The following is a 12,605-nucleotide window of genomic DNA, read 5'->3' as shown; positions in this document are numbered from 1 at the left end:
AAAACCACTCCATTTCTTTCACAAATTTAGACAAATTCCATGTTTTCACTATATCCAAACGCCTTCCTTGTACATATTGTATTATGTACCGAATTAGCCAGGAGGTGTTTATATGCATATCACTGCTGAAAGAATTAGAGAAGCAACAGAAGCGATTGCTTCTACTGAGCTTGAAACATTTATGTACCAAGAGCCAACTGCACGCCACAGACGCTCTCGTCGCCGTTCTACTCGCCGCACTACTCGCCGCACTACTCGTCGTTCTACTCGCCGCACTACCCGCCGTTCTACTCGCCGCACTACTCGCCGCACTACTCGCCGCACTACTCGTCGTTCTACTCGCCGCACTACCCGCCGTTCTACTCGCCGCACTACTCGCCGCACTACTCGCACTACTCGCCGTTCTACTCGCCGTTCTAGCCGTCGCCGCTGTCGCTGCGGTTCACCTTGCTGCTCATATCCATGGTTTAATAAATCATTTGGCTGCTGCTTTAAAGGGCATGGCTGTCGTCGCTAAATAAATCTAAAGCAAGTCGAGTTTAAAACATACGCGGCTTGCTTTTTTAAAGATTTTTATTTTACATAATCATTCGTTTTACTCTTCTTGAAAAAGAAAACGACGTATAATAGTGGGAAAGAATCTCTCTTAAAAGGAGGCCTATCCGTGCACTTATCTTTTGATCATCTTGTTCATTTTTCACCTGATCCTATTAAAGCTCAGAAAGAACTAAACGAATACGGAATAAATGTCGTCAAAGGCGGCATCCATGAAAAATGGGGCACTTTTAACACGTTGGCTTATTTTAACCTCAGCTATATTGAATGGCTTGGGCTTAGAGATATCGCGTTAGCTCAAACTGTTACAGATAATGACCTTATTCAGCAGCTTGTTAACGAACATACACCGGTTGGTCATTTTGGTCGATTTGCATTCCGTACAGATGATATGGATTTGCTGATAAAAGAGCTGGAAAGCAAGAACGTCACTGTAAAAGGTCCTGTAGCGGGTTCTCGTCAAACCAATGATGGAGAAAGACTTCAATGGAAAATGTGCTTTATTGAAGCTGACCACCATTCCCTGCCTCTTCCTTTTTTTATTGAATGGGGTGAACCAGAAGAAAAACGCAAGCCAAAGCTAGCGGCTCTTTCTTCTCACCAAGCTGGTCAGCTGCAGCTAAAAAATATTTACTGTGCTGTACATAACCTCGAAGAATCCATCAGCAAGTGGACGAAATTGCTGGACATTCAGTCTGCCGAAAGCTACAAAGACTCTTTACTTGATGCACGTTGTCAAAAACTATATGTCAATGGAGGAAACCTTATTTTTTGCAGCGGAACCCAAGGTGTTGTCGGTGATACATTAAAAAAAGTTGGAGAGCGTCCATTTTTGGTTGAATTGGATCACGCTCTAACACCGCAACAATTTACCGTACAAGGAGCTTCTTTTAAATTCAACAAATAAACATCCGCCGGCGGATGTTTATTTGTGTGCTTCTTTTATAGCTTGATAAATGAAATGAGGCAAAATTTCAAAGGAATACTGAACGTCTAATCTTTCGGTCCATTGATGCGCATCTCTTCCCAGCGGTCCAATGTTCAGCACCGGCATCTTCAGCTCCTCTAGCTCTTCTAGCGGGATATGATACCCTTTATTCCATAGGGGCATGTTTGCTACTAACGTGTTAAATGTATGAAGCGGATGCTGCAGGCTGGCATAGCTTAGATCCGAAATTCCGCCAAAATAACTTTGTTCAACTAGCTCCACTTGGAATTGCTCTTTGGCAGTTGCCTGTACGTTTGACAAAATCTCTTGTACAAAGGGATCATCATGTGAACAAACGGCCGGATAAAAAGGCGGCGTAAAAAATAAGACCATCATCGGAGCTGCTTCTTTACATAAACCAGCTAAAGAGTTTACTAAGTTAATGGTTTTATTTCTATCGTCATCCTCTTGTGCCAAAAGTGCTGCTTCCATTTCTTGCACATATTTTTCACCGTGCTGTTTGACTGCATGAGTATAAAGTTCTTCATACGTCCATACGTTCACGTCAAGAGATGAACCCTCCATTCCCGCAGCGTACTGCCTAGCGGCTTTATTATAGTGTTTTTTCACATTCAAAGCCGCTTGGTCAGCCGATTTCGACAGCAGACCTGTTACTTCTTTAAGAGAGCGGTTTAACATAAATAAATTAAATAAGACAACGGCAGAGTGCGGAACTTGAACTGAATACTCTTCTTTTAAATCTTTTTGTATCAGCACCGTAGGAGGTGGACTTGTTTCATCTCTTACTTTTTCGCAAAAATCAACGTTTAATTCTATTTCTTTTGTTAAATAAGAAGCTAGTAAATTAGCATTTAAACCAGCTAGCGGTTCCCCTACATGAGTTTCTTTTCCATAACACAAAAAGCTTGGCATGATTTTCCCAATCGATCCTGAGTACACGTAGTTCGTTTGATCTCCAGGATAGCGGCTGAACACTGGTTCTGCATTCAGCATGAGAGAAAAATCCAGCTTATGTTTGCGGGCAATCTCTAAAAGAACAGGCACTGCTTTTCTCATCCCAAGCGAATTTACTTCTTCATCCGGCACCGACAGCAGCAGGATGTTTCCGTCAAACTCTCCGTTGCACGCTCGTTCAACCATACTGATATGCAAGGCAATGCCTGCTTTCATGTCCATCGTTCCTCGGCCAAAAAGCCAGTCTCCTTTTATCATATCTTTTTGTACGTGTGCCGGAACTTGTTCCATATGGTTATAAAAAGTACTCGTTAATGTATCAGCGTGAAAAGCATCCTTTTTCCACTGTCCATAATCTTGTACATCCACTACATCGTAATGACTTACTAATACAACTGTTTTATTCGTATTTTTCCCTTGAACAAAAGCTGTGACAATTGATCGCCCGTCTCCTGTTGAATGAAGCTCGACCTGCTCGTTTTTTTGAAAGTAAGGCAGCTTCAATAAATACGACGCTATCGATTCAGCCATTTCCACTTCTGCCATCGTTCCTGTCACGCTAGGTATAGAAACCAATTCGCTTACAAGCTTTTTTAACTGTTCTTTTGTTTGATACAAAGATGTTTTGTTCGACATACCCTTCATCTCTTTCCTTTTTCTAAATTTTCTATCAAACAAAACCATTCGTCAATCCCTTTGACAGAGACCCTTTCATTCTATCCCTATGTATCATAGTATGGCGCTGCCTTTACGCACATGATAAAAAAAGAGTGCGCGGCTAGGGATAGCACCGCACACTCTTTTTTTACTTTTCGTCATCTTCTAAAAAGTCTAGGATACGATCAATAAGCTGTTCGCTTCCTGCATCGTTTCCGTGTTCAAGAGACATTTCCATTTCAATGCTCCTTTCATAAAATATTCTTGTTTTATAACATACCACAATTCATTTCGAATGTAACCTTTAATTTGTGTAAAAATTTCGACAATTTATGATTAATCTTAAAACCTAGTGAATATTGATTATACCCACCAGATTCTTTGCTTGTCAAAAACCATGCTTTCTATTTAAAAATACTTAAAAAATAGAGGCGCGAGCAGACTTCTTCTATAAAAGACAGCCTACTCGCTCAAGTTTGGAACAGCATGATGAATAAATTTCTAGTTCATTTGCTTTTTGTACATCTTTAATATCTATGCCTACAGCATATGTACGAACATGGTTTTCGACCACAATTTCATAAAATGTTTCTAACTCACGATAAGCTACTTGATAATGCTTTCCTAATAATTTCACCGCTTCCTTTAATGCTTTCTCTCCTGTATGTGCTGCAACTGCTGTATGACTCATAAAACCCTCTCCTTTTAGAAAAATAAAAAAAACTCATTTTGCTTTGATGCAAAATGAGTTTTTCACCCGTTTTATCACCCAAAGCACATGCTTTGCTGGTAGGAGCACCTTACATTCGTAGGTTGCTGTGGAGTCAAAGAGCCAGATCTCTCGTCCACTCGTGATAACTTTTTTAATTTAAAATTTATTTTATCAAACAATTTCATCCGCGTAAATAGAAAAATAAAAATATTTTAATTTTTTAGGTAATGGAATGAATTCAAAAAATGAAAGCTTAGATTAGCAAAATACGCAGCTGCTACAAGCAATGCCTCTTCATTTAATGAAAAAGAAGGATGGTGCCATTCATATTCTCCAGCTGTACCCATCCATACAAAAAATCCTGGTACATGCTGCTGATATACGGCAAAATCTTCTCCTCCAGGCGATTGTTCAGCTTCTACGACTTGATAACTAAGATCCTCCGCCGCTTTAATAGCCAGTTTTTCCAGCGTATCATCATTGTTTACTACAGGAAGATATGGATACCATTTAACGTCTACTGAAGCCCCGAAAGCTGCGCCGATCCCTTCAGCAGTTCGTTTCATAAGAGCCGGTATTTTTTCTCTCGCTTCTTCTTGAAAGGTACGCACCGTTCCTTCAAGCGTTACTTTGTCAGGAATGATGTTCCACGAGCTCCCTCCATGGATTTGAGTTATGCTGACAACAACATTTTGAAAGGGGCTGAGATTACGGCTGACAATGGTTTGTAAACTAGTAACAATTTGACCAGCAGCAGCAATCGGATCTATTGTTTTTTCAGGAATACCCGCGTGACCTCCTACTCCTTTGACGTCAATTTCAAAACGATCAACACTTGCCATTAAAGGTCCCGGTTTGATACCAATGGTTCCTACAGGAAGATCCGGTTTGTTATGCATCCCAAATATCGCTTCCACTCCTTCGAGCACACCTTTTTCAACTAGCATTTTTGCTCCAGAAGCCGTTTCTTCAGCTGGTTGAAAGATAAATCGAACCGTGCCGCAAAGCTCCTTCTGACGCTCTTTGAGAAGAATGGCTGCTCCGATTATAGAAGCCGTGTGAAAGTCATGGCCGCATGCGTGCATAACACCGTTCACTTCAGAAGCAAAGGGCAGATTGGTTTTTTCTTCAATTGGCAGCGCATCAATATCAGCTCGAATAGCGATAGTAGGTCCCGGCTTTCCTCCCACAATTTCTGCTACTGCTCCTACGTCTAATTGGAATTCATCCGCTATAGAAATATCATAGTGTTTTAACCACTTTTTAATACGTTTAGTTGTTTCATATTCTTTCATTGAAAGTTCTGGAAACCGGTGCAGCTCACGGCGTATGTCTATTAGCTTATTTAGTAGTAATTGATCTGTCATCTTTATCACTCTTTCACATGTCTTAATTTGGATCACTTCTCTATCTTTTACGACAAAGAATGTACCTCGTTGAATTTTTTATAAAGAAATACAGTCGTATAACCTTCTGCAAGGTGCTTTTCTTTAGCTTGAACATATCCTTTTCGTTCATACATCTCAACTAACCAAGGATGTTCTTTTGCTGTTCCTAAAGACACACCTGGTGATTTAAACATATTTTTTATTATCTCTTCCTCTACTAGATGCAGCAGCTTAGATCCAACGCCTTTACTGGCAAACGACGGGTCCACTGCAAACCACCAAAGGTGCGGAACAGCAAACGGACCTGGATGTTCTCCCCAAGGCATTCGTATAGACACAGTTGCAGCGATTCTTTTATCTTCTTCATATACATAGCAAAGGTTTTGAGAAATGTTTTTCTTAACGAGGGCAAGATCAGCAGTAGCTGCTAAGAAAGGAATGCCTAGCTCTCGAATAGGCTTATATGCTTGTAGAGTCAAGTTCAATAAGTTATCTGCATCGTCATTTGTTGCCAAACGGAATTCATTTTTCATCTCTTCGTCTCCTTATGTAGTGCTTAAATATTTCATTTAACTTATAAGTTTACTAAGAATTAAAAAAGACAGACTGCCGCCTTGCGTACTCACTATACAACTGCTTTTATAACGTGTCAAATTTCATTATCTCTTTCTATGAAAGCTATCATAAAAACCAATACTTACAGTTTATTATACTGAACAAATATCAATAAATCCCCTTACGAAACCCCTTTCATTACTTTCGTTAAATTTTCAACCGCAATTATAGAGCCACGTATGATAAAATAGAACACGGTAGTTGTAAGAAAAGCAAACAGAAATGTAATCACTAGCATAATCGAGGCTGCTTGCTCTTGTTTCATAATAAGATAATAATTTGTCACTTCAATTACAGTAAGTGTTATGACCATCATATATAGCATTTCACATGTAAACTTTGAAACGCTTTTTTTATTTTTCATTCCCTATACCATCTAAAGACATAGAATGTCTAATCTATATTAGTAGTATCGGCATATTTTTATATGTTTTTGTAAAAACTAAAGAAGAATTGAAGCAATTATTATTGGCGCTTTTCCACTAAATATTGGAATACATATCATTCTGCAAGGCGCTGCAACAGCAGTTGATAACTGTCTGATTATTCTTTCATTTGACCAAACTCTACCTTTGCTTATAAAATGAAGATTTGTAGAAAGGAGTACGAAAAATTTTATGTATACGTATCAAACAGGCAATCAAACAATTGACTACAAAATTGAAGTCGTTCCAAATAGAACCGATATCACGGTGCAAATTTGTGACAAAGAAGGGGTAAAAGTTATTATCCCAAGAGGTCTTAATGAAAACAATGTGCGTTCAATCATCGCACGCAAAGCAACATGGATTTTAAAACAACTAAACGGTTCACAGCCAGCTGAGGAAAAGCCAGCTGCTCCAAAGAAAGAAGCAGTAAAAAAAGAAACAGCTAAAAAAGAGGCTCCTAAAGCAGCAGCTTCTGCAGCTAAAACTGGTTCTTTTGAAGAAGGAGACAAATTCCCTTACCTAGGACGTCAATACCGCTTAAACATCGTTCGTGGAGATGTAGCAAAGGCTGAAATGACATTCCGTGCAAAATTCATTGCTACAGTACCTGAAAGCTGGAACGAGCAGCAAACAAATGAAGGTATTGGACAACTATTAACAGAGTGGTACCAAGGCCGCGCAGGTGAAAAATTCCAAGAAGCTTTGAAATCTGTTAAAAAAGCAGCTGACAATGCTCCTGAATCTGTTAAGTGGGACGAGTTAGGTGAAGAATACGCTACGACTCAAGATAATACAATCGTATTAAACTGGCGTTTGCTAACAGCTCCTCTTGCAACAATTGAATATGTCATCGCTTCTCAATTTACAAATGCAGATGAGTTATTCGAAGATGCAGCTGAACGCAAACAGTGGTTAAGCGATAACACCCTAAACGCATTTTAAGTTTATACATAAAAAAAGCACGCGGCGAACGCGTGCTTTTTTTATTTAAATAGAAGTACTCGAATAATCTCACTGCTCAAAAATTAGTTAACCTGATAGGTTCATTCAAGTGCATCTTATAAACAAATATATAATATACATGTTTAAAATGTTATTAACCTAATTTTAAAAGCAGTAAGTAAGACTAAACTGATTCTATAAAAAGCTGCTTTTTATCCTTTTAATACTCTAAACGCTTCTCTTACTTTTCGTGCAAAATCTAACGGTGGCTCTACGGATTCAAAGTGCATATACATTGCTCTCGGCTCTTCAAATAGCCAATGGTTGTGAACGGCCGTAACCTTAATATCTCTTTTTCTAAGCTCCGTTAATAATGGATTTACTTCTTCTTGCAAAAGCACGGTTTCACCTAGATTTAGCGCTCTTCCTTTGCTGTCTAAATCTTCAAAAGTGAAAAATTGAGGGGTAACTAACGGAGAGCGTGTTGGACGCCCTAAAATTTTAAAACGAATCGTACGAAACTTTTGTACCAAACAAACGCCATTTTCATCTAAACTGCCTTGTCCACCTAGAATTCTCGCAAACTCCTGACACAGACTCTTTTTATTTTCCCAACTCATTATGCTGACTTCCTCTCTTATAATAACTTGTCCTTCCTTAATCAATATATGTGAAAGTTGTCAAGTAGAAACGGCAGACACACAGGGAAACTACCCATTTTATGAATCCTGCTTATCAAAAGTCATATTTATTTTTCTTTGTTCATATCAATAGCATGTATTTTTGAATTTAACTAAAAAGAGAAATTCAAATGCCCATTTAAAGAATTTACTTAAACAATTTTTTAAAATTGAATTTGTAGGGGGAAGTAAAATGAAAAAAATAGGCAAAGATGATTTTATTTCAGGGTTTGTTCCTCATCATAATCATGGCTCAGTGGACTACACTTCTGTTGCGTCAGGACATGTCCATCAGTGCCTCGATGTAACGTCTCCTCCAATTCAAAGCGAGGATGGAAGCCACATTCACTATACAGAAGGCTATGTTGTTTTTGAAGACGGACATACCCATCATTACAAAGCCTACTCTGGTCCCGCTATTCCTATTGGCAACGGTATGCATGTTCACTATTATGACTTTTACACCAGCGAAGACAACCAGCATCGGCATCATGTCAAAGGTGTAGACCATCCTGCTCCGGGCGATAGATAATGAAATAATTTAATGCAATAAAGCCAAAGTCTCAGCTTGCGTTTATATAACCTCTTTAATAAAAGTGAGGCTGGGACAAAAGTATCTTAGCCCAAGTGAAAAACGAACCATTGATCAACATGTTTGATGAGTGGTTCGTTTTTTTGTGATGGTGAATATAGCTTCATCTGTTTCGTCCCTTATAGCAGGTGATTGAAGGGCAAAGCGAAGCCTTGCACAGAAATCAACTGCGGTGTCATAAGCGGTTCAGCTCATGTATCTCATTTGTTCGTCTTTAGGTTGGATTCATTTGGTTATGTCCCAGCCTCTTTGTACAAGTCTCTCCCTCTGCTTATGCTTAATCTGCTTAAGCGAAAAAGGATACGCGAGCTCTTTATTCCAAAAATTCGACATACCAGGTCTTTGGACATGTCAAAGTTTCTACACTAATCGATATATTGTGTTTTAAAAGAAAGATATATATAATCAAGAAAATGTTTGATTTTGTTTAAATTTGGATACCTATACCTATAAGCAAGATAGCAAACACTTAAGATGAGTGGTTACGCTGTAAAAGTTGTAATGACCATGTAAAGAAAGGAAGTGCAGCTTATGAAAGGACAGAGCTTTTTTATTTTAGGACTTATATTTGCTCTTATCATTGCTGTTTTAGCTGTAATTAACAACGATCCTGTACAATTTAACTATGTATTTGGTTCACAAAAATGGCCTCTTATTTTAATTATCTTAACAACGGCTGTGTTTGGAGGAGTTGTTGCTGCTTCATTGAGCTTTGTAAAAATTGTTCAACTAAGAGGACAAGTGAAACAGAAAAACAAGCGAATTGCTGAGCTGGAAGAAGAAATCAAGCAGCATAAGCCTGTTGAGCCTGTTGTGGAAGAAGAACCAAATCAACCAGCTACTCGAACTGAGCGCGCTCAGTTATAATAAAGAAGAGCCGTTATTCTCTCGAATAGCGGCTCTTTTCATTTTTTTGTTCCGCCAAGCATATTTTTGGCATATACGCATAAACAGATAGATATGGAAAACTTTAGTTCTGAGTGGTACAATCAACACTGTTATATCTCTATGAAAAACTTAAATTGACAGTCTTACCGTTAAGAAGGTGTTCATCCATTATGGTCAATAAAAAAATAAAGCGTGAAATTCTTACATACACAAGCGTCATCCTCGGCACCGTTTTGCTTTCTGTTGTCGTTCAGCACTATTGGTTTCAGCCCTATACTGTAAAAGGCGATTCTATGAAGCCTATTTTGCACGAAGGCAATCGAATTATTATTAACAAACACAGCAAGCTGGAGCGCTTTGACATTGTCGTTTTGCAAGCTCCTTATAGCAGTGATTTTCTAGTAAAGCGGATTGTGGGCTTACCAGGAGAAACGGTCGAATACAAAGATGATGTTCTCTATATAAATAACAAAGTCAAAAAAGAGCCGCATCTTCATAAATATTTATCCAAAGTGCCCGCTTACGAGCGATTTACTGAAAATTTTTCCACGTACGAATTGTCTCCAGACGGCACGATACCGGATGGATACGTATTAGTGCTAGGTGACAACAGACGCATTAGCCGAGATGGCAGGCATTTTGGCCTCACTCCGATTTCTTCAATCATGGGAGAAGTCAATATGAAATACTGGCCTTTAAAGGAAATGACTTTTATGCATTAACACATAAAAAAGAAAGCTCAAAAGTGAGCCTTCTTTTTATTTTGGATTTTCCTTATTTTCTACATGCTTTTCTTCTGCAAATTCTGTGTCATACGCTAGTTTTCGCTTAAAAGCCGGACGCGTTCTCGCTGTATGTTTGGTTTCAATATAATTGAATAAGTAGCGGTGAACAAAAACTTCAGCAAATGTAATAATAGCTGCAGAAATAATACTTCCCCAAGCAATTTGAACGTAGCTGTCTAATAACAATGTGCCAAAAATCCATACGCTCATATAGGTTAGAACAAATTCAACAATAATGGCATCGCGATTGCCCACTCGAGGCAGTACAATTCGATCTACTACTAAATATGTCACAACTGTTGTTAGCAAGCTAAAAGAAATAATGTCTCCGATGGTTGCATCAAAAAACAAATCAAGGCCTATACCAAACGCAATAAGTGCCGCTGCAAATTTAATGAGCAATAATGTTGCATGATTCATATTTGAACCCTCCTTTTTCTATTTAATTTGAACAAAAATAGGGAAATTAATACCTTTTTTGCCAAGAAGGGTATAATATAAGCAAAGCCAGTACGTTTGAGGCTGCTCAATCGTACAAGAATGATTTGGGAGATGTTGTAATGATTGTACTAGAAAATAGCCAAATGAAAGTCAGCATTCAAGAAAAAGGAGCGGAAGTTGTAGAAGTATTTCATAAAGAAAAAGACCTGCAGTTCATGTGGAGCGGAGACCCCGCTTATTGGGGACGAGTATCGCCCGTATTGTTTCCAATCGTAGGCCGATTAAAAAATGATCAGTATACCGTTGATCAGCGCGAATACTCTTTGCCTCAGCACGGCTTTTTACGTGATTCTACTTTCAGCGTGATTGAGCAAACAAACGAAACAGCACGGCTGCAATTCGCTACAAACGGCCGGTTTAAAGACGCGTATCCATTTGAATGTTCAGTTGAAATTAGCTACCGTCTGGAAAACAACCGATTAACGTTTCAGTGGAAAGTAGTAAATGAAGATAAAGAGGATATGTATTTTTCAATTGGAGCCCACCCTGCTTTTCGTATTCCGTTACGTGAAAACGAGCAGATTTCTGATTACTTTTTAGAAATAGAGCCTTCTGAAACTACGCCGAAAGAATTTGTATTAAAAGACGCTCTTATTCATGAAAAAGGAGATGCAGAAAACTTGCACCAGATGCCGCTAAGCGCAGATTTATTTGCACATGATGCGTTAATTTTTAGCCATATTGACGGAATTACGATTAAATCGGCGGTTAATGAAAACCAAATTAACGTTCAGTTTAATGATTTCCCGTATGTCGGTATTTGGTCAAAGTATGATGCAGAAAATCATACAATTGCTCCTTTTCTTTGCATCGAACCTTGGTTTGGAATTGCAGATACGCATGACCACAACGGAAATTTCAAAGAAAAATTAGGCATCAACCGTTTATCAAAAGACGGTGTATTTCAAACAGAATTCTCTGTTGCCTTTAGCTAATGCAACATATAACATAACAAAATCAATCCAATCAACAGCTAGAAGCAGCTAAATAGATTAAGCCTGCGTTCACCATAACAATAAAAAGCTCCGAACGAGTACTCGTTCGGAGCTTTCTTCAACTAAACTACTTTTGTCTCTGCTTCTTTTTATATTAGTTACTTACAACATCGCTGTTTTTTAGCGCATGGACTTGCTCTATTAGCTTCTGAACGTATTCTTCGCTGAGTACACCTGTTGCTCCTCGAATAATTTCAGTCGAATAGTGATCCGGAGGTGCGACTTCTTTTTCTTTATTTAACACAAAAAAAGTAAGAACATGATCCACCATCTTGCCTTCATGCTCGACAGAAATAATAGCAGGACGATAGCCGTTATTATCTACGCCTTCTCTGCCATACAAGTACGTAATCGCTTCGGGCGGCACGCGGTATAGTTTGCCTTCAACGACTCCGCCTTCTTCAACCATGTCTGCACGTCCTCCGTCATGAATAACGTGGTTATATCGAAGCGTATAGCCTTTAAAAACCGCTCTGCCGAGACAGTCCTGGAAATGCTGATCCACCCCGTGCTTAATAAAACGATCGTTATCCATACATGAACCGTAAGCAAAATATAGCATACCTTCTAATAGATCTTCTTTCCACACGCGCCAGTTTCCGCCCGGGATAAATTCCTGCAGCAGGGAACGGTCTCTTGCTACATACACAACGGCTTCAAATTCACCTTGGTCCGTTTCAACCGTTTGCACAACTTTATCATATTCATTGTCTTTATGACCTTCATGAATGTATCCTTCTAATTCATCAAGCGCCTTCCACATAAGCTGATCGGTCACTTCATACACTTCTCCGTATACAACATGTTCACTGTCGATATCGAGCATAGGGTAGCCTTGCTTTGTGTCATATAATTTCCCTTTCGTTTTTGCCTGCTTGGCAATAGGGCGCGCATGATGCAGCAATCCGTGATTACCTTCTCCTTCAAGAAGCGTTCCGTATACAAATAAATAATTGCACATACT

General features: G+C 39.0%; 15 protein-coding genes and 1 riboswitch. Of the genes, 7 read left to right on the top strand and 8 right to left on the bottom strand.

From position 1 onward, the window contains the following. The first annotated feature begins 112 nt into the window (after positions 1-112). Together MMB68_RS14275 and MMB68_RS14270 are read left to right on the top strand one after the other, a co-directional pair. A complete protein-coding gene (locus MMB68_RS14275; protein WP_277549122.1) occupies positions 113-517 on the top strand; it encodes a CotG/ExsB N-terminal domain-containing protein in 405 nt (134 codons plus the stop codon). 147 nt (positions 518-664) lie between these two features. Then, positions 665-1,462, top strand: a complete 798-nt coding sequence (locus MMB68_RS14270) for a VOC family protein (RefSeq protein ID WP_277549121.1) — start codon at positions 665-667, stop codon at positions 1,460-1,462. Between the two features lie 18 nt (positions 1,463-1,480). Here MMB68_RS14270 and MMB68_RS14265 read toward each other — a convergent pair whose 3' ends face one another. From MMB68_RS14265 to MMB68_RS14245, 5 genes are all read right to left on the bottom strand, one after another. After that, positions 1,481-3,094, bottom strand: a complete 1,614-nt coding sequence (locus MMB68_RS14265; RefSeq protein ID WP_277549120.1) for a M20/M25/M40 family metallo-hydrolase — start codon at positions 3,092-3,094, stop codon at positions 1,481-1,483. Positions 3,095-3,563: 469 nt separating this feature from the next. Next, positions 3,564-3,806 carry a hypothetical protein gene (locus tag MMB68_RS14260; RefSeq protein ID WP_028414204.1) on the bottom strand — a complete coding sequence of 81 codons (243 nt, stop codon included), beginning with the start codon at positions 3,804-3,806 and terminating at the stop codon, positions 3,564-3,566. A 68-nt stretch (positions 3,807-3,874) separates the two neighbouring features. Next, positions 3,875-3,976, bottom strand: a riboswitch (SAM riboswitch). A gap of 63 nt (positions 3,977-4,039) precedes the next feature. Beyond that, complete coding sequence (locus tag MMB68_RS14255; RefSeq protein ID WP_221782300.1) at positions 4,040-5,194, bottom strand: amidohydrolase; 1,155 nt, start codon at positions 5,192-5,194, stop codon at positions 4,040-4,042. 47 nt (positions 5,195-5,241) lie between these two features. Next, entirely contained in the window at positions 5,242-5,748 is a 507-nt protein-coding gene (locus MMB68_RS14250; RefSeq protein WP_221782298.1) for a GNAT family N-acetyltransferase, read from the bottom strand. 203 nt (positions 5,749-5,951) lie between these two features. Further along, on the bottom strand, positions 5,952-6,146 hold the full coding sequence (locus MMB68_RS14245) for a hypothetical protein (RefSeq protein WP_260506578.1): 195 nt from the start codon (positions 6,144-6,146) through the stop codon (positions 5,952-5,954). A gap of 301 nt (positions 6,147-6,447) precedes the next feature. Between MMB68_RS14245 and MMB68_RS14240 the strand changes: the two genes are divergently transcribed. Continuing rightward, complete coding sequence (locus MMB68_RS14240) at positions 6,448-7,200, top strand: M48 family metallopeptidase (RefSeq protein WP_028414208.1); 753 nt, start codon at positions 6,448-6,450, stop codon at positions 7,198-7,200. A gap of 212 nt (positions 7,201-7,412) precedes the next feature. On the opposite strand, the gene MMB68_RS14235 is transcribed toward MMB68_RS14240, so the two are convergent. After that, a complete protein-coding gene (locus MMB68_RS14235) occupies positions 7,413-7,820 on the bottom strand; it encodes a DUF1259 domain-containing protein (protein ID WP_016763340.1) in 408 nt (135 codons plus the stop codon). 253 nt (positions 7,821-8,073) lie between these two features. On the opposite strand from MMB68_RS14235, the gene MMB68_RS14230 reads away from it, so the two are divergent. The 3 genes from MMB68_RS14230 to lepB all read left to right on the top strand — a co-directional run bounded on the left by MMB68_RS14230 (position 8,074) and on the right by lepB (position 10,082). Further along, a complete protein-coding gene (locus MMB68_RS14230; RefSeq protein WP_013055902.1) occupies positions 8,074-8,412 on the top strand; it encodes a YmaF family protein in 339 nt (112 codons plus the stop codon). A 591-nt stretch (positions 8,413-9,003) separates the two neighbouring features. Continuing rightward, on the top strand, positions 9,004-9,339 hold the full coding sequence (locus MMB68_RS14225; protein ID WP_014461129.1) for a LapA family protein: 336 nt from the start codon (positions 9,004-9,006) through the stop codon (positions 9,337-9,339). A gap of 191 nt (positions 9,340-9,530) precedes the next feature. Then, positions 9,531-10,082, top strand: a complete 552-nt coding sequence (gene lepB, locus MMB68_RS14220; RefSeq protein WP_013055900.1) for a signal peptidase I — start codon at positions 9,531-9,533, stop codon at positions 10,080-10,082. 36 nt (positions 10,083-10,118) lie between these two features. Here lepB and MMB68_RS14215 read toward each other — a convergent pair whose 3' ends face one another. After that, positions 10,119-10,565, bottom strand: coding sequence for a YndM family protein (locus MMB68_RS14215; RefSeq protein ID WP_277549119.1), 447 nt, complete (start codon positions 10,563-10,565; stop codon positions 10,119-10,121). Positions 10,566-10,705: 140 nt separating this feature from the next. On the opposite strand from MMB68_RS14215, the gene MMB68_RS14210 reads away from it, so the two are divergent. Continuing rightward, a complete protein-coding gene (locus tag MMB68_RS14210; protein ID WP_221782291.1) occupies positions 10,706-11,581 on the top strand; it encodes an aldose 1-epimerase family protein in 876 nt (291 codons plus the stop codon). A gap of 154 nt (positions 11,582-11,735) precedes the next feature. On the opposite strand, the gene MMB68_RS14205 is transcribed toward MMB68_RS14210, so the two are convergent. After that, entirely contained in the window at positions 11,736-12,602 is an 867-nt protein-coding gene (locus tag MMB68_RS14205) for a gamma-glutamylcyclotransferase family protein (RefSeq protein WP_221782289.1), read from the bottom strand. Positions 12,603-12,605: the final 3 nt, after the last annotated feature.

The sequence above is a fragment of the Priestia sp. Y58 genome, from assembly GCF_029522095.1.
In the GTDB taxonomy this organism is placed as follows: Bacteria; Bacillota; Bacilli; order Bacillales; family Bacillaceae_H; genus Priestia; species Priestia megaterium_E.
The sequence above is the reverse complement of the archived record's forward strand: the minus strand, read 5'-3'. Positions and strand labels throughout refer to the sequence as shown.